Origin of the sequence: Leifsonia sp. AG29 (assembly GCF_009765225.1) — a bacterium.
In the GTDB taxonomy this organism is placed as follows: Bacteria; Actinomycetota; Actinomycetes; order Actinomycetales; family Microbacteriaceae; genus Leifsonia.
The window spans coordinates 1,458,966-1,480,931 of sequence record NZ_VMSF01000001.1; the positions used below are offsets into that span (position 1 = coordinate 1,458,966).

Consider the following 21,966-nt stretch of genomic DNA (forward strand, 5'->3'; position numbering starts at 1 on the left):
CCACCACGATTCGTCACGAATGCCGGCCTCGCGGGAGCGGGAGCCGGCATTCGGCACGAATGAAGCCGTCGGTCAGGGGGAGGCGCGCTCAGACGAAGGCGCGGTGGATCCAGTCGAGCTCGATCTGGGCGATGATCGCCACGACCACATAGCAGACCACCGTGATGAGGGGCACCCAGCCGTACAGGCTGGCGAAGAAGCGCCGGGCCCGCGGTGGCACCGGGAGGTGTCCCTCCTTGAGGTTGTAGAGCGTCACGGCCCAGAAGGTGGGGATCGTCACCGACCACGTCACCATGCACCACGGGCAGAGCACCCGGAGATCGGTGACGGAGGCCGTGATGAGGAAGATCACGAGGGCCAGGGCGAGCACGACGCCGGCGTTGAAGGCCAGCCAGTACCAGCGCGCGAACCGGGCGCGGTTCGCGAGGAGGCCGGCGCCGACCGCGATCGTGGCCGTCCACCCGCCGAGACCGAGGATCGGATTCGGGAAACCGAGGAGGGACCCCTGCCACGAGGCGAGGTTCTTCGAGCAGCCCACGAGCACGCTGAAGTTGCAGGACAGCTGCGCCTTCGGGTTCTCGAGGATCGTGAACTTGTCGACGGTGAGCATGAAGGCGGCCCACAGGCCGATGAGCCCGGCGACGATCAGGAAGACGGCGAGAGCGGTCGGGCGGCGGTACGCGACCGCCTCGGCTGAACTGTCTGGCACCCTCGGATTATGGCATGCGCCACGCGCGCCTTTTCTGGGAGGCGGCGGTCCGGCCGGAGCTCATGCGATAATCGATGCAGCAGTCGTCCCGGCACCGGCCGGGAACGCACGACAGAAGGCTTGAGGGCGCGGGAGCGCCCGGTGACAGGGCCGGCCCGGTGCCGGCCGTAGACATGTGACGATGCGGACCGCGCCACGAGCCCGGGCCGCATCCGACAAGGATTGACGGAAGCGGCGCGAGCGCCGGCTCCGACGGAGAGTACCCGGCGGGCGGGGAACCGTATCGCCGGTCGAGGAGTGCACCAGCGATGGTGGAAAACGAGAATATCGACAACACGAACGGATCCGACAGCGAGACGGGAGGGCGCCGGCGACGGGGCCTCTTCGGAACGCGACGCGTGGTGAAGCGGCACGAGCCCGCGGCAGACGCTGTCGGGCAGGACTTCGGCGCGGGTGCCGAGACCGCCGTGCCGAACGCGGACGCCGTGAGCGCCGCGGCGCCGAGCGCGGACGAGCACGCCGAGACCGAGCACGTCCCGGTGCCGGAGACGCCCGCCACTGATCAGGGCACCCCTGGAGGCGACGCTTCTGCGACGCCGGCGGGCGTCGTCCCGGCCGGTCCCATCGAGCCGCCCGCCCTTCCGGAGAAGCACGGCGAGGAAGAGGCCATCGCGTCGGCCGCCGCTCCCGGCCTGCCGCCGACCACACTGGTCTTCCAAGCCCCCGACCTCCCGCCGCTGCCGCCCCTCCCCGAGGCGGAGGAGCCCGCGGGCACCGTGCGGCGCCGCTCGCGCCGCCGCGCCGGCGAACCAGGCCGCGACAACGGCTCCGACCCGGCGAACACCGTCGTGAAGGTCCGCACGCCCCGCGAGCCGGAGCTCATCACCGAGCCCCAGAAGGTCAAGGGCTCCACGCGCCTCGAGGCGAAGAAGCAGCGCCGCCGCGACGGGCGTGACGCCGGCCGCCGCCGCCCCGTCATCACCGAGGCCGAGTTCCTCGCGCGCCGCGAGTCGGTGGACCGGCAGATGGTCGTCCGCTCCAAGGGCGGCCGCATCCAGATCGGCGTGCTCGAGGACAAGGTCCTCGTCGAGCACTACGTCGCCCGCTCGCAGGAGGCCTCCCTCATCGGGAACGTCTACCTCGGGCGCGTCCAGAACGTGCTCCCGAGCATGGAGGCGGCCTTCGTCGACATCGGCCGCGGACGCAACGCCGTGCTCTACTCGGGCGAGGTCGACTGGGACGCCGTCGAGACCGGCAACCAGCCGCGCCGCATCGAGCTCGCGCTCAAGCCCGGCGACCGCGTGCTCGTCCAGGTCACGAAGGACCCCGTCGGTCACAAGGGTGCTCGGCTGACCAGCCAGATCTCCCTCCCCGGGCGGTATCTCGTCTACGTCCCCAACGGCTCGATGAACGGGATCTCCCGCAAGCTCCCGGACACCGAGCGCGCGCGCCTCAAGAAGATCCTCAAGGAGGTCCTCCCCGAGAGCGCGGGCGTCATCGTCCGCACCGCGGCCGAGGGCGCCACCGAGGAGCAGCTGACGCTCGACGTCACCCGGCTGACCGCGCAGTGGGCCGACATCAGCAAGCAGGTCGAGACCGTCCAGGCCCCGACGCTCCTGCACAGCGAGCCGGACCTCCTGATCAAGATCATCCGCGACGTCTTCAACGAGGACTTCCAGAAGCTGATCATCGCCGGCGACGACGCCCGCCAGACCATCGAGAGCTACCTGAGGCAGGTCGCCCCCGACCTGCTCGACCGCGTGGAGCCGTACACCGGCGACCGCGACGCGTTCGACGAGTACCGCATCACCGAGCAGATCGAGAAGGCGCTCGAACGCAAGGTGTGGCTGCCCTCCGGCGGCTCCCTCGTCATCGACCGCACCGAGGCCATGACCGTGGTCGACGTCAACACCGGCAAGTTCGTCGGCTCCGGCGGCAACCTGGAGGAGACGGTCACCAAGAACAACCTGGAGGCGGCCGAGGAGATCGTCCGGCAGCTGCGGCTCCGCGACATCGGCGGCATCATCGTCGTGGACTTCATCGACATGGTCCTCGAGTCGAACCGCGACCTCGTCCTCCGGCGCCTGATCGAGTGCCTGAGCCGTGACCGGACCAAGCACCAGGTGGCCGAGGTCACGTCGCTCGGCCTCGTCCAGATGACCCGGAAGAAGCTCGGCCTCGGGCTTCTCGAGACGTTCAGCGAGGCGTGCGAGGTCTGCGCGGGCCGCGGGGTCATCGTCCACCACGACCCGGTCGTGAAGCACCGCCAGCCGCAGCAGCAGCCCACCGAGCGCCGACGGGGCCGCGGCAACGGCGGCAACGGCGCGCCCGCGGCCGCGAGCTCCGGTCCGAGCGGAGCCCCGCACGCGGGGACTCACGCCATCACCGACGACGCGAAGAACGCCCTGGCCCAGATCGCCGCCTCCACCATCCACGCGCATCACGAGGAGCACGAAGCGGAGGCGCCGTCGGGCGTTGCCGCGACGTCCGCGGCGTCCGCGCCGCTGGAGACCGCCGCCGCCGAGGGCGCCGGCCCCGAGCAGCGCGAGGGCGCGTCGAAGCGCCGCCGTCGCAAGGGCAAGGGCGCACCACAGCCCGAGGCCCAGCAGGACGCCGAGACCGCCGTTGCGGAGAACGGCACCGAGCCGGGGCCGGCTGAGGCGCAGACAGAGGACGCTGAGCACGACGGTTTCGTCCCGCTCATCGAGCTGCCGCTGCCCGAGCCGGCCGCCGCCCCTGCCGTGACGCGTCCCTCCCCGGAGGAGACGGAGCTGCTCCTCGATTCGGTTCTCGACGCGCTTCCCGCGCCGAAGGAGCCCGGTCAGGGCCGCAGCCGGAGCCGTCGCGCCAGCACGGCGGTCATCGCCGGCGGAGAACTGGCGTCCTCGGGCGAATGATCCCTCAGTGCCGGTGCGGGAACCGATCCCGCGCCGGCACCCGGAGCCCGCTCGCGATGAGCCGCTGCACGAGCTCCTTGCCGCCGACCGGCTTGGCTCCTGCGGCCACGAGCTCGTCGTAGCGCCGGTCCGGAACGTCGTAGTGGTCGAGGTCGAACGCGCGGCGCTGGATGCCGTTCGCGGACGCGAAGGCGTGCAGTTCCTCGAGCGACGCGTCGCTGACCAGGTGCGACCACAACATGCCGTGCGCCGGCCATGCCGGGGGATCGATCAGCACCGTCATACAATGATCTTAGGAACCGGCGCCGCGTGCGGTGCCGGGCGGTCCCGGCCCCCGCGTCCCGGCGCCTCCACGGAGCGTCGCTGAATTGACGATGGGTGTGGCGTCCGGTAAAGTTGACCGTTGGTGTGTGTCGGAACCCCCGTGCCGCCATCACGGTTTTCTGAGAGCCGCCCGCCGCGCAGCGGAGGGCAGGACTCGCCAGTAACTTCCTGAACACAAGAAGAGCAGGACCAGGTCCGCGGCTGCGCCGGGAGCTGTTCCCCGACGAAAAAGGTACGTGAAAGTGGTTTACGCAGTTGTGCGCGCCGGAGGCCGGCAGGAGAAGGTCGAGGTCGGCACCATCGTGACGATGGACCGCATCAAGGCCCGCGAGGACGGCACCGTCGAGCTGGCGCCCGTGCTGCTGGTCGACGGTGACAAGATCACCTCCGACGCCAAGTCGCTGGCCAAGGTCACGGTCACCGCCGAGGTGCTGGGCGACCTCCGCGGTCCGAAGATCGTCATCCAGAAGTTCAAGAACAAGACCGGCTACAAGAAGCGCCAGGGCCACCGTCAGGAGCTCACGCGCGTCAAGATCACCGGCATCAAGTAGCCGACCCTGACCTCGAGGAGAGACTGACATGGCACACAAAAAGGGAGCGAGCTCCACTCGCAACGGCCGCGACTCCAACGCGCAGCGCCTCGGCGTGAAGCGCTTCGGCGGCCAGACCGTCAACGCCGGCGAGATCCTCGTCCGCCAGCGCGGCACCCACTTCCACCCCGGTGTGAACGTGGGCCGCGGCGGCGACGACACGCTGTTCGCGCTGGCCGCGGGCGCGGTCGAGTTCGGCACCAAGGGCGGCCGCAAGGTCGTCAACATCGTGGCCGCCGAGGCCTGAGCCTCACCACGACACGACCTCACGGATGGGCGGGCTTCGGCCCGCCCATCCGTCGTTAGAGCAAGTAAGGGAGCACCATGGCGACGTTCGTGGATCGCGTGACGTTGCATCTGCGAGCCGGCAACGGCGGCAACGGGTGCGTCTCCGTGCGGCGGGAGAAGTTCAAGCCGCTCGCTGGGCCCGACGGCGGCAACGGAGGCGACGGCGGCGACATCGTGCTCGTCGCCGACCCTCAGGTGACGACCCTCCTCGGCTATCACCGCCACCCGCACCAGTCGAGCGAGAACGGCGGGTTCGGGATGGGCGACCACCGCAGCGGCCACACCGGCGCCGATCTCGAGCTTCCGGTCCCGGTCGGCACGGTGGTGAAGGACGCTGACGGCACCGAGCTCGTCGACCTCACCGAACCCGGAATGCGGTTCGTCGCGGCGCCGGGCGGCGTCGGCGGTCTCGGCAACGCCGCGCTGGCGAACCCGAAGCGCAAGGCGCCCGGCTTCGCCCTGCTCGGCACGCCGGGCTGGGAGGGGGACATCCTCCTCGAGCTGAAGACCGTGGCCGACATCGCCCTGGTCGGCTACCCGTCCGCCGGCAAGTCGAGCCTCATCGCGGCGCTGTCCGCCGCGAAGCCGAAGATCGCCGACTACCCGTTCACGACCCTCCACCCCAACCTCGGCGTCGTGCAGGCCGGCGACGTCCGCTACACGGTGGCCGATGTCCCGGGGCTCATCGAGGGCGCCAGCGAAGGGCGCGGCCTCGGGCTGGAGTTCCTCCGCCATGTCGAGCGCTGCTCCGCACTGCTGCACGTGCTCGACTGCGCGACGCTCGATCCCGGGCGCGACCCGATCAGCGACCTCGACGTCATCCTCGCCGAGCTCGCCGCCTACCCGGTGCCGGAAGGGCAGCGGCCGCTCCTCGAGCGCCCGCAGCTCATCGCCCTCAACAAGGTCGACGTGCCCGACGCCCGCGAGCTCGCCGAGTTCGTGCGTCCCGAGCTCGAGCAGCGCGGCTACCGCGTGTTCGAGATCTCGACCGTGAGCCACGAGGGCCTGCGCCAGCTGTCGTTCGCGCTCGCCGAGCTCGTCGAGCACGCCCGCGCCGAGCAGGCGCGGCTCGAGGAGGTCCGCCCCCGGCTCGTCATGCGGCCCAAGGCGGTCGACGACGCGGCGTTCCAGGTCAAGGTCGAGGGCGGCTCGGACGGCCCCGTGTACCGCATCCTCGGAGGCAAGCCCGAGCGCTGGGTGGCGCAGACCGACTTCGCCAACGACGAGGCCGTGGGCTACCTCGCCGACCGGCTCGCGAAGCTCGGCGTCGAGGACGAGCTCGTGCGCGCCGGAGCGGTCGCGGGCTCGACGGTCGTGATCGGCCGGCACAACGGGGTGGTCTTCGACTGGGAGCCGACCCTCACCTCCACCGCCGAGCTCATCGCGTCGCCGCGCGGCACCGATACGCGTCTCGACGGCAACCAGCGTCCGACCCGCGCGCAGCGGCGCGAGGACTACTTCGACCGCATGGACGCCAAGGCGGAGGCGCGCGAGCAGCTGCTCCGCGAGCGCGACGCCGGCCTCTGGCAGGACGACACGTACGACGACAACGCCTTGGACGCTGCGCACGGCGGCGAGAAGGGCCCCGACCGGGAATGACCATCGACGACCGCAGCCTGATCCCTTCCGCCCGCCGCATCGTCGTCAAGGTCGGGAGCTCCTCGATCAGCGGCGACAACGCCGGGCAGATCGGGCCGCTCGTCGACGCGTTGGCGGAGGCGCACGGCCGCGGCACGCAGGTCGTCCTGGTCTCGTCGGGCGCCATCGCCACCGGCATCCCGTACCTCTCGCTCACGGAGCGCCCCACCGACCTGCCGACCCAGCAGGCGGCGGCGGCCGTCGGTCAGAACGTGCTCATCTACCGCTACCAGGACAGCCTCGACCGCTTCGGGATCGTCGCCGGGCAGGTGCTGCTCACCGCGGGGGACATGGAGAACGCGACGCACCGCGGCAACGCCAAGCGCGCGATGGAGCGGCTGCTCGATCTGCGGATCCTCCCGATCGTCAACGAGAACGACACCGTCGCCACCCACGAGATCCGGTTCGGCGACAACGACCGCCTGGCCGCGCTCGTCGCGCTCCTGATCGACGCCGATCTGCTCGTGCTGCTGTCGGACGTCGATGCGCTCTATACGAAGCCGCCGCAGGAGCCGGGCGCCGTCCGCATCGACCGCGTCGCCTGGGACGACGAGCTCGAGGGCGTCGAGATCGGCTCGACCGGCCTGTCCGGCGTGGGCACCGGGGGAGCGCTCACCAAGGTGTCCGCCGCACGTCAGGCCGCCGAGCACGGCACCGCGGTGGTGCTCACCTCGGCCACACTCGTCGCCGAGGCGCTGCGAGGTGCGCCCGTGGGCACGTGGTTCGAACCGGCGCCTGGCGAACTCGACGCCGACGACGCCGCGGCGTCCTAGAATCGACCCATGTCACAGACCACCGCGCCGGTCTCCCTCGAGCACAGGCTGACGGCCGCCAAGGAGGCGTCGCTCACCCTTGCCACGGCGACCACGGAGCAGAAGAACACTGCGCTCCGCGCCATCGCGGAGGGCGTGCTGTCCGCGTCCTCTCGCATCGTGGAGGCGAACGAGCTCGACCTCGCCAACGGTCGCGACAACGGCCTCTCAGCCGGTCTGCTCGACCGGCTCACCCTGAGCCCCGCCCGCATCCACGGCCTCGCCGACGCGGTCGTCGAGATCGTCGGCCTGACCGACCCGGTCGGGGAGGCGGTGCGCGGCAGCTCCCTCCCGAACGGCGTCAAGATCACCCAGGTCCGAGTCCCGTTCGGGGTGGTCGGGGCGATCTACGAGGCGCGCCCGAACGTGACCGTGGACATCGCGGCGCTCGCTCTGAAGAGCGGCAACGCGGCCGTGCTCCGCGGAGGGAGCGCGGCGATCCAGACCAACCGCGTCCTCGTCGACGTCATCCGGGAGGCGCTGGCGTCGACCGGTCTCCCTGCGGACGCGGTCCAGACGATCGACGACTTCGGCCGCGAAGGCGCGTCCGAGCTCATGCGGGCGCGCGGGCTCGTCGACGTGCTGATCCCGCGCGGCAGTGCCGAGCTCATCCAGACCGTCGTCTCCCAGTCGACGGTCCCCGTGATCGAGACGGGCGCGGGCGTGGTCCACATCGTGCTCGACGAGAGCGCCCCGGAGGCGTGGGCTGTCGACATCGTCCGCAACGCCAAGGTGCAGCGGCCGAGCGTCTGCAACGCGGTCGAGACGCTGCTCGTCCACCGCGGCGCCGCCGACCGCCTCCTCCCTCCCGTCCTCTCGGCGCTCGTGGAGGCCGGCGTCACGATCCACGCGGACGAGCGCTCGATCGGCTACGCCGCTGGTGCGGTGCCCGTCACCGAGGAGGACTGGGCCACAGAGCACATGAGCCTCGACATCTCGGTCAAGGTCGTCGACGACCTGGGGGAGGCGATCGACCACATCCGCCGCTACTCGACCCAGCACACGGAATCGATCATCACGAACGATCTCGCGAACGCGGAGCGTTTCCTCGCCGAGGTCGACTCCGCGGTCGTGATGGTCAACGCCTCGACCCGGTTCACCGACGGAGGGGAGTTCGGCTTCGGCGCCGAGGTCGGCATCAGCACCCAGAAGCTGCACGCGCGGGGCCCGATGGGGCTCCCCGAGCTCACCAGCACCAAGTGGATCGTCCGCGGGTCCGGGCAGATCCGCCACTGACCGGCCACTAGACTGGGTGCGGGCTCCGCGCCCGATGAAAGGAAGAGATCTCACATGTCGCACGTGTTGACCGCCCTCGCGGCCGCAGAGGCCCACGTCGAGCTGCCGATGCCGGCCTGGGTGTTCGGGGCGATCGCGATCGTCACCTTCCTCGTGCTTCTCGGTGTGCTGATGAGCTTCCGCGACGTGGCCAACCGCCACAGCCACCGCTCCGCTCCGGACGCCGCCGCGCACGCGGGCGCCCCCGGTGCGACGCATCACGGCTCCGGCCACCCGGGTCAGGGGCACTAGGCTCTCCCCGCCGGATGGAGCTGCGGGAGAAGATCCGGCCCCGGATCGGGGTGATGGGCGGAACGTTCGACCCGATCCACCACGGCCACCTCGTCGCCGCCAGCGAGGTCGCCCAGTCGTTCGACCTCGACGAGGTCGTCTTCGTCCCGACGGGCCAGCCCTGGCAGAAGGGCGACGTCACGTTCGCCGAGCACCGCTACCTCATGACGGTGATCGCCACAGCGTCCAACCCCCGGTTCACCGTCAGCCGCGTCGACATCGACCGCGACGGCCCCACGTACACGATCGACACTTTGCGCGACCTGCACGAGCAGCGCCCCGACGCCGAGCTCTTCTTCATCACCGGTGCGGACGCCATCGCACAGATCCTCAGCTGGCGCGACGTCGACGAGCTCTGGAAGCTCGCCCACTTCGTAGCTGTGAGTCGGCCGGGACACGACTTGAGTATTTCTGGATTGCCGAAGCAGGACGTAAGCTTGTTGGAAGTTCCGGCCCTGGCGATCTCGTCGACCGATTGCCGGAGCCGGGTGAGCAGGGGATTCCCGGTCTGGTACCTCGTTCCCGACGGGGTGGTCCAGTACATCTCCAAACACCACTTGTATCGGAGCGTGGCATGACTTTGTGGCCTGATCAGCCGACGGATGCGGGCGCGCAGCCGCGAACACGGCGTCAGGCGCGCGAGAGCGAGCGATCGCAGGCCGCGCGGCGCGCGGGGACGGCCGAACCGACCCGTGCCGGCGACATCCCGCAGATGACGGGAACCGGCCATACCGTCAGCCCCGCGGCGTCGACCGAGGGCGCTGCTCCGGCCGGCGCGGCCACCCCCGACCAGAAGGGCCGGCCCGCTGAGGGTCGGCCCGCGATCCCCGCCACCGCGTTCGCGGAGCCCGGGGTATCCGCGCCGTCGCGGAGCGACTTCGACTCCCTGTTCTCCGGTGAGCCCGCTGCATCCCCGGCCGGCACCCCCGCGACGGGCTCGTCCCTCTTCCGGCAGGCGCCGGACACCTCCCGCCCCGAGCCCGTGACCCAGCCGATGGCCATCGTCACGCCTCCCGCGAAGGCCGGCGGCGCCGACCCCGCGACTCCGAGCGACGCGCGGCCCTCGGACGGTGCGGCGGGCCCGGTTCCGGAGCGCACGCTCACACGCCGCGAACTCCGCGCGATGCTGCAGGCTCAGCAGGCGAACGACCAGGCCAACCACCCGATGCCCGCGGGCGACGCGGTGTTCCCCGTCACCTTCACGGCGCAGCCCGGCGAGGGCGCCAGTGCACCCGTGAAGTCGGCGACCGCTCCCGCTCCCGCCCCCGCGTCTGAGGAGACGGTCGCGGAACCGAATTCGTCCGAGAAGACGGCCTGGCCGTTCGCGCCGCTGACGCCGTCGGCGGCGCCGCAGCGTGCCGCGACCGACACGACGGTGACCTCGTCGCCTGCCTCGCCGTTCGCCTCGTTCGGATCGTCGGCGCCGACGTCCGCGCGCCCGGCGGCGAACCCGATCGGCGTCCCCGCAACGGAGGCCGCCGCCGCCCAGACGGAAGCTCCCGCTGAAGACACCTCGTCGCAGGAGCGCCGACCTTTCACGCCACCCACGGGTCACTGGTCGACCGCGGCTGAACTCGAGGACCAGAACGAGCCGATCACCACGCGGAACGTCGGTCACTCCACCGCGGCGACGACGACGAACGCGCTCATCCTCCCGTCGCTGCCGCAGCCCGACGCCACGGCGCCGTTGACGAGCACCGGAGAGATCCTCGTGACCGGCTCGATCGACCTGCCGCGCACCCTCGGCTCCACCGGCGCTCACCCGGATCGCATCGACTCCTCCGACCTCGACCGCCTTCTCGACGGCGAGGAGAACGAGTTCAACACCTCCGAGGTCGCGCCGGTGCGCGCATCGCGCGCCATCAGCACGCACACGTCCACGCGCGGCGTGATCACCCCGCCGAAGAAGCGCGGCAACCTGCTCCCCGTGGTCCTCATGATCACCGCGGGCGTCCTGGCCGTCGGCGTGATCGGCCTCCTGGTGGCCGCGTACGTCCTGAAGGTGTTCTGATCGTCAGCGTGACCGCCTCCCTCGCCCTTCCCACCGCATCCGCCCACTCGGAGGACCGTTCGTGACCGCATCCCCGCACGCCCGGGAGATCCTGCAGATCGCCGCGGCCGCGGCCGACTCGAAGGGCGGACTCGACCTGGTCGCGCTCGACGTCTCCGGCCCGCTGCCGCTGACCGACGCGTTCCTCCTGGTGACCGGCCATGTCGAGCGGAACGTGGTGGCGATCGCATCCGAGGTGGAGGACCGCCTCAACGAGGCAGGCGTCAAGACCCTCCGCCGCGAGGGCAAGGGCGAAGGCCGCTGGGTCCTCCTCGACTTCGGCGACCTCGTCGTGCACGTGTTCCACGAGGAGGACCGCATGTACTACGCGCTCGAGCGACTCTGGAAGGACTGCCCGGTCCTCCCGATCGAGCTGCCGGTGCACGGCGCGGCGGAGTAGCGGCGACCGTGCCGAGCCGCCCTCAGTTTTTTCTGACGCGGAGCGTGTAGTAGGGTAGAGGAGTTGTCACGGGGGTTCGAGAGAACCGGGCGGGCAGCGAAACGGGTCTGTGGCGCAGCTGGTAGCGCACCTGCATGGCATGCAGGGGGTCAGGGGTTCGAGTCCCCTCAGATCCACCGAAAGCCCCGGTCAGAGCATCTTCTGACCGGGGCATTGTCGTTCGGGCGGCCTCGGATTCGCAGGAGTCGGGGAGGTTGTGCCCGGTAGGATCGCACGGGCGGGCGAGAGCGCCCGCTGTCCCCGATGACCATCGCCCCACACGAGAAGAGACCCATGACAGACCTGCCGAGGCGCCGGCTGCGGACGACCGGTCCGCTCGCGGTGCGTCACGGCCGTCTCCCGCGTCGGCGCGCGACCGCGGCAGCGTTGAAGCTGCTGGCCGCCGTCGTGGCCGTCTGTCTCGTCAGCGTGGGGTCCGTTGCGGCCTACGCCGTCTGGGATGTCGCGCGCTCCATCAAGACCGGTGTGCAACTCCCCGGCGCGTCCGGCCCCGGCCACACGCAGGGGGCCGTCCCCGACGTGAGCGCCATCGACGGGGGCGTGAACCTCCTCCTGGTCGGGACCGACACGAGAAGCGATCAGGGAGGCGCGTACTCCTCGGCGGCCGAGCAGGACGCCTCCAGCGGGGTCGGCAACAACGACGTCACGATGCTGCTGCACATCGCTCAGGACCACAAGAGCATGATGGTGGTCAGCTTCCCGCGCGACCTGATGGTGTCCATCCCGAAGTGCGCCGACCCGAAGGGCTCGGGCACACTCCCCGCGGAGTCGTACGCACAGTTCAACACCGGCCTCTCCCGCGGCGGCCTGGGCTGCGTCGCGGCGACCGTGACCGCGATGACCGGCGTCCAGATCCCGTTCGGCGCGGTCATCGACTTCAAAGGCGTGAGCGCCATGTCGAATGCCGTCGGAGGCGTCAGCGTCTGCCTCGCCACCCCGGTGAAGGACGCCTACACGAATCCGCCGCTCGACCTGCCAGCCGGCACCAACACACTGGTCGGCGACGCCGCGCTGTCGTTCCTCCGCAGCCGCCACGGCGTCGGTGACGGCAGCGACCTGGGCCGGATCTCGAACCAGCAGGTGTTCCTCTCCGCCCTTGCCCGCAAGGTCGTCTCCGGCGGGGTGCTGTCCAACCCGGTCGAGCTGTACGGGCTCGCCAAGGCGACGGTCCAGAACACGATCCCGTCCCAGACCCTGACGAACCCGACGACACTGGTGCAGATCGCACTGGCGCTCAAGGACACCGGGCTCCAGAACATGGTGTTCGTCCAGTACCCCGCGATGACCGATCCGGAGAACCCGAACCGCGTCGTGCCCGACGACACGGCCGCGGAGCCGCTCGACAAGGCCCTCGTCGCGGATCAGCCCGTCACGCTCACCGGGACCACGGGGCGCGCAGCAGAGGACCCGTCGGCGACGAACAGCCCTGCTCCGAGCGACGCCGGATCGACGCCCCCTCCCTCGGCGGCCGCCGGTGCGCCGGCGACCAGCGCGCCGAGCTCCGCGCCGAGCGCCGGCCCGGTCGCGTTGCCGTCCACGATCACCGGCCAGACGGCCGCGCAGCAGACCTGCACCAAGGGCAACAACTGACCATCAGGGTTGCGGGGGCACCACGAGGAAGTGGAAGCCGATCCACCACCAGAAGAGCAGGACGGTCATTCTCGCGGCCCGGTCCGTCATGATCCGGTCGAGGAGCGTGCTCACCGGCACCAGGACCGCGTGCCGCCGATGCGCCTCGGCGACCAGACCGGCGATGAGCAGACCGCAGACGATGAAGCCGGCCACGGTGATGTCTCTCACGGTCCCCGCCCCCGTCGCGTCAGCGCCCACCCGCCGAGCAACCAGGCGAGCACCAGCAGTGCCCGGGCGGGCGGCCAGGCGATGAGCGGGTCCAACAGGTCGGAGAGCGCCGGGAACTCCGCCTGGCGCGTCGGCATGGCCCGGCCGAGGAAGAACGCGGCGACCTCCCAGGCGCAGCCGGCGGCGATGACGCAGGACCAGACCACGGCTGTACGACGGACGGCCCGGGCCGAAGGCTCGCGGGTAACCGAACCACGCGTCCGCCGGTCCGGCAGTGCGGGCTGCGCCCAGACGAGGGGGAGGAGCAGCACCCCGATCCCCAGGACGATCGCCGCGTCGATCGTGCCGTAAAGCGGGGCCAGCGCGACGGCGGCGGTCGCCACGAGGATCAGCGCGACGGTGACGCGCGTCCCGCCGGGAGGGCCGCTGAGTCCGACGCGATCGAGAGCCGCGCGCCGGGTCCTTCGCATCAGGTCCAGGCACAGGACCGCCGCCACAGCGGCATAGATCGCCGAGTCGACGGGCGCGCCCCTGATCGCGTGGAAGAGCGCGGTCAGGAGGAGGATACCGATCCAGGGGAGAGCCGTTCGCGCCTCCCTGCTCCGGGTCCGCGCGGGATCGGCGCCGGGCGCTCCCGGGGCGGACGCCGAGGCACGTTCCTCCTGCGACATGCCCGTACTCTACGCTCGACGCCACCGGGTCCCGGCGATCCGTGCACCCGGACCGGCGAGTCTCGCGCGCACTGTTGCTTCGCCGGGCGCTCACCCGTTGAATGGGTCCATGGCTACGGATCGCATGACGTCCCTTCAGTTGCGGGTGCTGATCATCGCGATCCTGTCCAGCTTCGTCGCCTTCCTCGACGGAGCCGTGATCAACGTCGCGCTGCCGGCGATCGAACGCGAGCTCGGCGGAGGGCTCGCCCTGCAGCAGTGGGTGGTGGACGCCTACCTGCTGACGCTCGGCTCGCTGATCCTGATCGCCGGCTCCCTGTCCGATGTGTTCGGGCGGAAGCGTGTCCTCTATGTCGGCCTGATCGGCTTCGGTGCGACCTCACTGCTGTGCGCCTTGGCGCCGACGGGCGTCTTCCTCATCGTGGCGCGGGCTTTGCAGGGCGTCGCGGGCGCGCTCCTCGTCCCGAGCTCGCTCGCGATCATCATCTCCCAGTTCGAGGGGGCTGCCGAGGCGAAGGCGATCGGCCGGTGGACCGCTTGGACCGGCGTCGCGATGATCGCGGGGCCCGTGGTCGGCGGCCTCTTCGTCGACACCCTCTCGTGGCGCTGGGTCTTCGCGATCAACGTGGTGCCGATCGCGGTCACCCTCATCCTCATGGCGACGCTCGGCCGCGCCGACCGAGGGATGGGCGGCCGGGTCGACATCGTGGGCGCCGTGCTCGGGTCGGTGGGCCTCGCGGGCACCGTCTTCGCGCTGATCGAACAGGGCACCTACGGGTGGAGCAGCCCGCGCGTGTGGATCCCGCTCCTGATCGGCCTCCTCTCCCTGGCCGCCTTCTTCTTCGCCGAGACACGGGTGAAGCAGCCCATGCTGCCGCTCGGCCTCTTCCGCGTGCACAATTTCTGGGTCGGCAACATCGCGACCTTCTTCGTCTACGGTGCTCTGGCCTTCGGACCGCTCATGGTGACGCTCTTCCTCCAGCAGAGCGCCGGCTTCCGGGCGACCGCGGCAGGATTCGTCTTCATCCCGTCGACGCTCTGCATGCTGCTCCTCTCGGGGTTCTTCGGGGGCCTGGCTGGCAAGTACGGCCCGCGCTTGTTCATGGCCGTCGGGCCGATGGTCGCCGCCGTCGGGTTCGTCTGGCTGCTGATGCTCGGCACCGAGGTGAACTACTGGCTCGGCCTGCTGCCGGCGGTCCTGCTGTTCGGGGTGGGCCTGTCGATGACGGTCGCTCCGCTGACGAGCGCGATCCTCGGCTCCATCCATCCCCAGCAGGCCGGGATCGGCTCGGCCGTGAACAACGCGGTGGCACGCATCGCCGGTCTCCTGACCGTGGCCATGGCAGGGCTGATCGTGGGTCAGCAGCTCGACGCGGCGGGCCTCCACCGGGCGATGCTCGTCGCGGCGGGACTGCTGCTGGTGGGAGGCGTCGTCTCAGCCATCGGGATCCGGAACCGGCAACCGGTGGCGGCACCCGTTCAGACAGTGACCGACTGACCAGCCACGACGAGCATCGCCACGTCGACGACGGCGCAGGCCATGATCAGCTGCATGAGCAGTCGCGTCGGACTGCGCCGCAGGAGGAGCACGCAGCCGGTGGCCGCAGCGGCCAGTCCGATCACGAGGCCGACGATGAGTACGGGGCGCACCGGAAGACCGGGTCCGAACGTGATGAGCACGGTCGCCCCCGCCAGAGCGCCGAAGGCGAGCAGCCCGCTGGGGCGCGGGCCGAGGCGGTGGGGGAAACCGCTGATCCCGGTCCGCGCGTCGTCCTCGAGGTCGGGGAGGACGTTGGTGATGTGGGCCGCGACACCCAGGAGAGCGCCCGCGCCGAACACCCACCAGGCCGGCAGCTGCGGCTCGGGAAGCGCCGCAGTGACGATGGCGGGGAGGATGCCGAAGCTGACGGCGAACGGCACCCACGACCACACGGTCGACTTGAGTCCCAGGTTGTAGGCCCAGCCTCCGCCGATCGCGATCGCGTGAGCGACGAACGCGCCGAAGCCGAGCGGGAGCGTCAGTAGGAGTGCGGCGGCGAGGGCCACGAAGGCGGCCGTGCGGACGACGGCCTCCGGCACGTCCCCGCGCGCGGCCGGTTTGTCCGTCCGCCGCACCTCCCGGTCGCGCGCCGCGTCGAGCCAGTCGTTCGACCAGCCGACGGAGAGCTGACCGAGGAGGATCGCCAGGGCGAGCAGAGCCAAGCGCCCCGGCGGCAGGCCGACTCCGAACCCCAGGCCGGTCGCCACGGCCGTGACCACGAGGGTCGGACCCGGATGGCTCGCGAGCAGCAGGGCGGTCCCTCGGTTGGCCATCCCCACATCGTATGCGAGCCATCGGGCTCGCCCGGAGGATCCGAGCGTACAGTGACACGTCAACTTTTTTCCGCCGATCCGGAATAGGGAGGGGATCGATGCGCTTGCATACACAGTGACAGCTTGAACTCAAGCGTTCCGACACTTCGAGGAGACATCATGACCATCGACATCCCGGGCTACAAGGCAGGCACCTGGACCATCGACCCCACGCACAGCGAGGTGGGCTTCAGCATCCGCCACCTGATGATCAGCAAGGTGAAGGGCGTGTTCGAGAACTTCGACGCCACCTTCGTCACCGCCGAGAACCCGCTGGAGTCGCGCGTCACCGCCAAGGCGGATGTCGCCTCGATCAACACCAAGGACAAGAACCGCGACGCCCACCTCCGCACCGGCGACTTCTTCCTCGCCGAGGAGCACCCGACGATCGACTTCGTCTCGACCGGCGTGCGCCACGAGGGCGGCGAGTTCCTCGTCGACGGCGACCTGACGATCAAGGGCGTCACCAAGCCGGTCACGTTCGAGTTCGACTTCGGCGGCTTCGGCCAGGACCCGTACGGCAACTACAAGGCCGGCGCCACGGCCAAGACGAAGATCAACCGCGAGGACTTCGGCCTGACCTACAACGCGGCGCTCGAGACGGGCGGCATGCTGCTCGGCGACGAGGTCACGATCACGCTCGAGCTCCAGGCCGTGCTGCAGCAGGACTGACGCAGGAGACCATCCTCGAGAGCCGTCGGCTCCGCACCGGATTCGCCTCGGTCGAGGCGAGCCGGCGCGGCCGGCGGCTCTCCGCGTTTGCGGCGTCGCCGGGGGCGACGGGCTCAGTGGCCGATCAGCGGCCCGAGAGCGCGCGAGACCAGCGACGGCCGCCGGGTCACACCCTCCTCGAGGTCCGCGGCCTCCATCGCGACCAGGCCGGCGTTCGCGCCGGCGAAGCGCAACGGCTCCGGCTCCCAGCGCGGGGACCGGTGCCCGACCCACGGAAGCGTGACCAGCTCCGAGGTGGTGTGGGTGAGGAGGTCGGCGAGAGTGCGCCCCGCCAAGTTGGTCGTGCTGAGGCCGTCTCCGACGTAGCCCCCGGCCCACGCCTCCCTCGACGCGTCATCGAAGCCGACGCTCGCGTGCCAGTCGCGGGGCACCCCGAGCGGTCCTCCCCAGTGGTGCGTCACGCGCGCGCCGGCGGCGGCGGGGAACAGGGTGAAGAGCGTCCGGATCAGGTGCGCACGCACCGTGGGCGACCGGTCGTATGCGGGGTGGATCGCACTCCCCAAGTGGTAGCGGGCACCGCGGCCGCCGAAGGCGAACCGGTTGTCGGCGGTCCGCTGTCCGTACACGATCAGATTCCGGAAGTCGGTGAAGGTCTGCCCGTGCTCGATGCCGATGCTCTCCCAGACGGCGTCCGGCAGCGGCTCCGTGGCGATCATCAGCGAGTAGAGCGGGAGGATGCGCCGGCCGACCTGGCGGACCTTCGAGCCGTAGCCCTCGGTCGCATTCACGACGACGCCAGCCTTGACGACATGCTCCGCGCCGGCGGAGCGGGCGCGCACGACTCCCTGAGTCCAGGAGAGGACCTCCGTCTGCTCGACGATCGTGGCGCCGCGGCGCTCGACGGCGCGGGCGAGGCCGCGGACGAGCTTGCCCGGGTGAACGCGAGCGCAGGCCGGTGTGTACGTGGCCGCCACGGCGTCCGGGACCCCGAAACGCGCCTGGACCGTCTCCGTTCCCCACAAGGCGATCCGGTCGACCCCGAAGCGCTCCGACTCGGCGAACTCGGCGCGGGCGGCGTCGAGCTGCGGGCGCGACCGAGCGAAGGTCACCGTCCCGCCGCGGAGGAAGTCGCAGTCGATGCCCTCCGCCTCGGCGGCTCGGCCGACCTCGGCGACGGTGGCGACCATGGCCGACCGCATGGCGACCGCCGCATCGAACCCGTAGCGCGCCTCCAGCTTGGAGGCGGACCACGGGAACAGCGCGGAACACCAGCCGCCGTTCCGCCCGGAGGCGCCGAACCCGGCTATGTCCTTCTCGATGAGGAGGATCCGCAGCGACGGGTCGCGCTCCTGGAGGTAGTAGGCCGTCCAGAGCCCCGTGAGACCGGCGCCCACGATCGCGACGTCGACGGTGGCGTCGTGGTCGAGCCCCGCACGCGGCTCGAACCCGCTCTCCCGCTCCGCGATCGAGTCGAACCAGAATCCGGTGGTGCGGTAGTCCAACGTACTCCTCCGTCGGTGTCTGCCCTCGCGGGCCCCAGCCATGAGTCCGGGACCGCAAGGCGGTTCCGGACTCATCTTTGGGGGTCTAGAGGTGGTTCTGGGCCTCGGTGAGGACAGACTCCAGGATCTGCCGGATCTCGGTGAACTCGTCGGGCCCGATCGTGAGCGGCGGCGCCAACTGGACCACGGGGTCGCCTCGGTCGTCGGCGCGGCAGTACAGCCCCGCGTCGAAGAGAGCCTTCGACAGGAAGCCCCGCAGCAGACGCTCCGACTCGTCGTCGTCGAAGGTCTCCTTGGTGGTCTTGTCCTTGACCAGCTCGATCCCGAAGAAGTAGCCATCGCCGCGCACGTCGCCGACGATCGGGAGGGCGAGCAGCTTCTCGAGCTCCGCACGGAACAACGGGGAGTTCTCGCGGACGCGGTCGTTCAGACCCTCCTCCTCGAAGATGTCCAGGTTCTCCATCGCCACGGCCGCCGACACCGGGTGACCGCCGAACGTGTAGCCGTGGTAGAACGACGTGTTGCCGTGCTTGAAAGGCTCGTAGATCCGGTCGCTCACGATGGTCGCGCCGATGGGGGAGTAGCCGGACGTCATCGCCTTCGCGCAGGTGATCATGTCGGGAACGTACCCGTACTGGTCGCACGCGAACATGTGGCCGATCCGGCCGAACGCGCAGATGACCTCGTCGCTCACGAGAAGGACGTCGTACTTGTCGCAGATCTCGCGGACGCGCTGGAAGTAGCCGGGGGGAGGCGGGAAGCAGCCGCCGGAGTTCTGCACCGGCTCGAGGAAGATCGCCGCGACGGTCTCGGGGCCCTCGAACTGGATCATCTCCTCGATGCGGTTGGCCGCCCAGACGCCGAAGGCCTCGAGGTCGTCCGTGGGTGCGCCCATCTCGCCCGCCCGGTAGAAGTTGGTGTTCGGGACGCGGAAGCCGCCGGGCGTCAGCGGCTCGAACATCTCCTTCATGGCCGGGATGCCCGTGATCGCCAGGGCGCCCTGCGGGGTGCCGTGGTACGCGACGGCGCGGGAGAGCACCTTGTGCTTGGTCGGCCGGCCCTGCAGCTTCCAGTAGTACTTGGCCAGCTTGAAGGCGGTCTCGACCGCCTCGCCGCCGCCGGTGGAGAAGAAGACCCGGTTCAGGTCGCCCGGCGCGTAGTGCGCGAGGCGGTCCGCGAGCTCGATCGCATTGGGGTGGGCGTAGGACCAGATCGGGAAGAAGGCGAGCTGCTCGGCCTGCTTGGCGGCGACCTCCGCCAGGCGGCGGCGGCCGTGGCCCGCGTTCACGACGAAGAGGCCCGAGAGGCCGTCGATGTAGCGCTTGCCGTGGTCGTCCCAGATATGGTGGCCCTCGCCGCGCGTGATGATGGGGACGCCGTGGCCCTCCTCCATCACCGACTGGCGCGCGAAGTGCATCCAGAGGTGGTCGCGGGCCTTCGCCTGAAGGTCGGCCTCGTCGGGCGTGATGGGCTCGCCGAAGGTTTCAACGGTTGTCGTCATGGTTTATCGCGTTCCCCAGTTGTAGAACTGCTTGTGGAGTTTGAGGTACACGAACGTCTCGGTGGACAGCACGCCATCGAGCGTCCGGATCTCGGAGTTGAGCATCGTGATGAGATCGAGGTCGTTCTCGCAGACGACCTCGGCGAGGATGTCGAAGGTGCCCGCCGTGAGCACCACGTAGTCCACCGCCGGCATCGCCGCGAGCTTGTCGGCGACCGCACGGGTGTCGCCCGTGCAGCGGACGCCGATCATGGCCTGGCGGTAGAAGCCGAGCTGCATCGGGTCGGTCACCGCCACGATCTGCATCACGCCCGACTCGGTCAGCTTCTGGACGCGCTGACGGACGGCCGCCTCGCTGAGACCGACGGCCTTGCCGATCTCCGCGTAGGACTTGCGCCCGTCGACCTGGAGCTGCTCGATGATCGCCTTGGAGACTTCGTCGATCTGCCCGGCCTTCGTGCCATTCGTCGCCCGAGGGGTGCTCATGGAGCGATTCTGACAGCGGAAAAGGCTCCTGGCAAGCGAATCCGCACATTCTTGACCGATTGGGTGTCGAAATCAGTAGACTCCCGGCATGCAGACACCCGATCTCCGCAACTTCGTCGCGGGCCGGCACGTCGACGTGCGCGGCACCGCGGGCTTCCCCCTGATCGATCCGGCGACCGAGCAGGAGTACGCGACGTCGCCGATCTCGACCGCGGAGGACGTCGCCGACGCCTACCGGGCGGCCGAGAAGGCCTTCGCCGTCTGGAGCGAGACGACCCCGGCCGAGCGACAGCTCGCCCTCTTCCGCATCGCCGACGCGATGGAGGCGCGAGCGGAGGAGTTCGCCGACCTCGAGTCGCAGGACACGGGCAAGCCGCGGGCGAGCCTCGTCGAGGACGAGATCCTGCTGTCGGTCGACCAGATCCGCTTCTTCGCAGGCGCCGCACGCGCGCTCGAGGGCAAGTCGGCCGGCGAGTACATGAAGGACCACACCTCCTTCATCCGCCGCGAGCCGATCGGGGTGGTCGGGCAGGTCACGCCGTGGAACTACCCGCTCAACATGGCGGTGTGGAAATTCGCGCCGGCGCTGGCGGCCGGCAACACGACGGTGCTGAAGCCGTCGGAGACGACGCCGCTGTCGACGCTGCTGCTCGCCGAGGTTGCGGCCGAGTTCCTCCCCGACGGCGTGCTGAACGTCGTGCTCGGCGACCGCACGACCGGTGCCGCGATGACCGCGGACCCCATCCCGCAGCTGATCTCGATCACGGGCTCGGTCCGCGCCGGTATGGAGGTGGCGCGAGCCGCCTCGTTCGACCTCAAGCGCGTGCACCTGGAGCTCGGCGGCAAGGCGCCGGTGATCGTGTTCGATGACGCCGACATCGGGAAGGCGGTCGAGGGCATCGTCGCCGCGGCCTACTTCAACGCCGGCCAGGACTGCACCGCCGCGACCCGTCTGCTCGTGCAGGAGGGGATCCACGACGAGTTCGTGGCGGCCCTTTCGCAGTACGCGCGGGACAACGCCCGCACAGGGGCGCCCCGCGAGGCGGGCGTCCTCTTCGGGCCCCTGAACAACGCGAACCAGCTGGCCCAGGTGAGCGGCTTCATCGACCGGCTGCCCGACCACGCCCGCATCGAGACCGGCGGCCGCCGGCAGGGCGATCGAGGCTACTTCTGGGAGGCGACGGTCGTGTCTGGACTGCACCAGGACGACGACGCGGTCCAGAACGAGATCTTCGGCCCGGTGCAGACCGTGCAGAGCTTCCGCGACGAGGCGGAAGCGCTCGCGAACGCGAACGGCGTGAAGTACGGCCTGGCGTCGTCGGTGTGGACGCGCGACCACGGCCGCGCGATGCGCTTCGCGAAGAGGCTGGACTTCGGCTGCGTCTGGATCAACACGCACATCCCGATCGTCGCCGAGATGCCGCACGGGGGCTTCAAGCACTCGGGCTACGGCAAGGACCTGTCGATGTACGGCTTCGAGGACTACACCCGCATCAAGCACGTCATGTCGTATATCGGGGAGTGACGTCCCGCCGGGCTCCGGCGACACGCCGCGCGGTGGAAACATCCTGTCCTATAGGTATCGGCGGCCGTCCTCCGCTACGCTGCACGAACGCACGAAGTGGTGCGGATCAGAGTGGAAGGCATC

At 70.3% G+C, this 21,966-nt stretch carries 22 protein-coding genes and 1 tRNA gene; 15 read left to right on the forward strand and 8 right to left on the reverse strand.

Going from position 1 to position 21,966, the window contains the following annotated elements; all coding sequences use genetic code 11:
- Nucleotides 1-88: 88 nt before the first annotated feature.
- Nucleotides 89-709, reverse strand: coding sequence for a vitamin K epoxide reductase family protein (locus FPT20_RS07110; RefSeq protein ID WP_158863913.1), 621 nt, complete (start codon nt 707-709; stop codon nt 89-91).
- Nucleotides 710-1,017: 308 nt separating this feature from the next.
- Here FPT20_RS07110 and FPT20_RS07115 point away from each other — a divergent pair, with 308 nt between their 5' ends.
- A complete protein-coding gene (locus tag FPT20_RS07115) occupies nt 1,018-3,606 on the forward strand; it encodes an Rne/Rng family ribonuclease (RefSeq protein ID WP_158863915.1) in 2,589 nt (862 codons plus the stop codon).
- Nucleotides 3,607-3,610: 4 nt separating this feature from the next.
- Here the strand turns inward: FPT20_RS07115 and FPT20_RS07120 are convergent, their stop codons facing one another.
- Complete coding sequence (locus tag FPT20_RS07120) at nt 3,611-3,889, reverse strand: DUF4031 domain-containing protein (protein ID WP_158863917.1); 279 nt, start codon at nt 3,887-3,889, stop codon at nt 3,611-3,613.
- A gap of 283 nt (nt 3,890-4,172) precedes the next feature.
- Here FPT20_RS07120 and rplU point away from each other — a divergent pair, with 283 nt between their 5' ends.
- From rplU to FPT20_RS07175, 11 genes are all read left to right on the forward strand, one after another.
- Nucleotides 4,173-4,481 carry a 50S ribosomal protein L21 gene (rplU, locus tag FPT20_RS07125; RefSeq protein WP_158863919.1) on the forward strand — a complete coding sequence of 103 codons (309 nt, stop codon included), beginning with the start codon at nt 4,173-4,175 and terminating at the stop codon, nt 4,479-4,481.
- A gap of 28 nt (nt 4,482-4,509) precedes the next feature.
- Nucleotides 4,510-4,767: a 50S ribosomal protein L27 gene (gene rpmA, locus FPT20_RS07130; RefSeq protein WP_018190815.1), complete on the forward strand. Its 258-nt coding sequence runs from the start codon at nt 4,510-4,512 to the stop codon at nt 4,765-4,767.
- Nucleotides 4,768-4,844: 77 nt separating this feature from the next.
- Nucleotides 4,845-6,407, forward strand: coding sequence for a GTPase ObgE (gene obgE, locus FPT20_RS07135; RefSeq protein ID WP_158863921.1), 1,563 nt, complete (start codon nt 4,845-4,847; stop codon nt 6,405-6,407).
- Entirely contained in the window at nt 6,404-7,219 is an 816-nt protein-coding gene (proB, locus tag FPT20_RS07140) for a glutamate 5-kinase (RefSeq protein ID WP_158863923.1), read from the forward strand. The genes obgE and proB overlap by 4 nt, the downstream gene beginning before the upstream one ends.
- 9 nt (nt 7,220-7,228) lie before the next feature.
- Complete coding sequence (locus FPT20_RS07145) at nt 7,229-8,494, forward strand: glutamate-5-semialdehyde dehydrogenase (protein WP_158863925.1); 1,266 nt, start codon at nt 7,229-7,231, stop codon at nt 8,492-8,494.
- 54 nt (nt 8,495-8,548) lie between these two features.
- Nucleotides 8,549-8,785 carry a hypothetical protein gene (locus tag FPT20_RS07150; RefSeq protein ID WP_158863927.1) on the forward strand — a complete coding sequence of 79 codons (237 nt, stop codon included), beginning with the start codon at nt 8,549-8,551 and terminating at the stop codon, nt 8,783-8,785.
- A 14-nt stretch (nt 8,786-8,799) separates the two neighbouring features.
- Nucleotides 8,800-9,402, forward strand: coding sequence for a nicotinate-nucleotide adenylyltransferase (nadD, locus tag FPT20_RS07155; protein WP_158863929.1), 603 nt, complete (start codon nt 8,800-8,802; stop codon nt 9,400-9,402).
- Nucleotides 9,399-10,835: a hypothetical protein gene (locus tag FPT20_RS07160; protein ID WP_233265424.1), complete on the forward strand. Its 1,437-nt coding sequence runs from the start codon at nt 9,399-9,401 to the stop codon at nt 10,833-10,835. The genes nadD and FPT20_RS07160 overlap by 4 nt, the downstream gene beginning before the upstream one ends.
- A 61-nt stretch (nt 10,836-10,896) precedes the next feature.
- A complete protein-coding gene (gene rsfS, locus FPT20_RS07165) occupies nt 10,897-11,274 on the forward strand; it encodes a ribosome silencing factor (protein WP_158863931.1) in 378 nt (125 codons plus the stop codon).
- 103 nt (nt 11,275-11,377) lie between these two features.
- Nucleotides 11,378-11,450: transfer RNA gene (locus FPT20_RS07170), tRNA-Ala, on the forward strand.
- A 157-nt stretch (nt 11,451-11,607) separates the two neighbouring features.
- A complete protein-coding gene (locus FPT20_RS07175) occupies nt 11,608-12,924 on the forward strand; it encodes an LCP family protein (protein ID WP_158863933.1) in 1,317 nt (438 codons plus the stop codon).
- 3 nt (nt 12,925-12,927) lie between these two features.
- On the opposite strand, the gene FPT20_RS07180 is transcribed toward FPT20_RS07175, so the two are convergent.
- Together FPT20_RS07180 and FPT20_RS07185 are read right to left on the reverse strand one after the other, a co-directional pair.
- Entirely contained in the window at nt 12,928-13,134 is a 207-nt protein-coding gene (locus FPT20_RS07180; protein ID WP_158863935.1) for a DUF6186 family protein, read from the reverse strand.
- Nucleotides 13,131-13,805: a hypothetical protein gene (locus tag FPT20_RS07185; RefSeq protein WP_158863937.1), complete on the reverse strand. Its 675-nt coding sequence runs from the start codon at nt 13,803-13,805 to the stop codon at nt 13,131-13,133. Before FPT20_RS07185 ends, FPT20_RS07180 begins: the two co-directional genes overlap by 4 nt.
- 109 nt (nt 13,806-13,914) lie before the next feature.
- On the opposite strand from FPT20_RS07185, the gene FPT20_RS07190 reads away from it, so the two are divergent.
- A complete protein-coding gene (locus tag FPT20_RS07190) occupies nt 13,915-15,303 on the forward strand; it encodes an MFS transporter (RefSeq protein ID WP_158863939.1) in 1,389 nt (462 codons plus the stop codon).
- Here FPT20_RS07190 and FPT20_RS07195 read toward each other — a convergent pair.
- Entirely contained in the window at nt 15,285-16,118 is an 834-nt protein-coding gene (locus FPT20_RS07195) for a UbiA family prenyltransferase (protein ID WP_158863941.1), read from the reverse strand. The genes FPT20_RS07190 and FPT20_RS07195 overlap by 19 nt on opposite strands.
- 159 nt (nt 16,119-16,277) lie before the next feature.
- On the opposite strand from FPT20_RS07195, the gene FPT20_RS07200 reads away from it, so the two are divergent.
- Nucleotides 16,278-16,829: a YceI family protein gene (locus FPT20_RS07200; protein ID WP_158863943.1), complete on the forward strand. Its 552-nt coding sequence runs from the start codon at nt 16,278-16,280 to the stop codon at nt 16,827-16,829.
- 113 nt (nt 16,830-16,942) lie between these two features.
- Here FPT20_RS07200 and FPT20_RS07205 read toward each other — a convergent pair whose 3' ends face one another.
- The 3 genes from FPT20_RS07205 to FPT20_RS07215 all read right to left on the reverse strand — a co-directional run bounded on the left by FPT20_RS07205 (nt 16,943) and on the right by FPT20_RS07215 (nt 20,318).
- Nucleotides 16,943-18,331 carry an NAD(P)/FAD-dependent oxidoreductase gene (locus FPT20_RS07205; protein ID WP_158863945.1) on the reverse strand — a complete coding sequence of 463 codons (1,389 nt, stop codon included), beginning with the start codon at nt 18,329-18,331 and terminating at the stop codon, nt 16,943-16,945.
- Between the two features lie 85 nt (nt 18,332-18,416).
- Entirely contained in the window at nt 18,417-19,832 is a 1,416-nt protein-coding gene (locus FPT20_RS07210; RefSeq protein ID WP_158863947.1) for an aspartate aminotransferase family protein, read from the reverse strand.
- 3 nt (nt 19,833-19,835) lie between these two features.
- Nucleotides 19,836-20,318, reverse strand: a complete 483-nt coding sequence (locus FPT20_RS07215) for an Lrp/AsnC family transcriptional regulator (protein WP_158863949.1) — start codon at nt 20,316-20,318, stop codon at nt 19,836-19,838.
- Nucleotides 20,319-20,406: 88 nt separating this feature from the next.
- On the opposite strand from FPT20_RS07215, the gene FPT20_RS07220 reads away from it, so the two are divergent.
- A complete protein-coding gene (locus FPT20_RS07220; RefSeq protein WP_158863951.1) occupies nt 20,407-21,843 on the forward strand; it encodes a gamma-aminobutyraldehyde dehydrogenase in 1,437 nt (478 codons plus the stop codon).
- Nucleotides 21,844-21,966 lie beyond the last annotated feature (123 nt).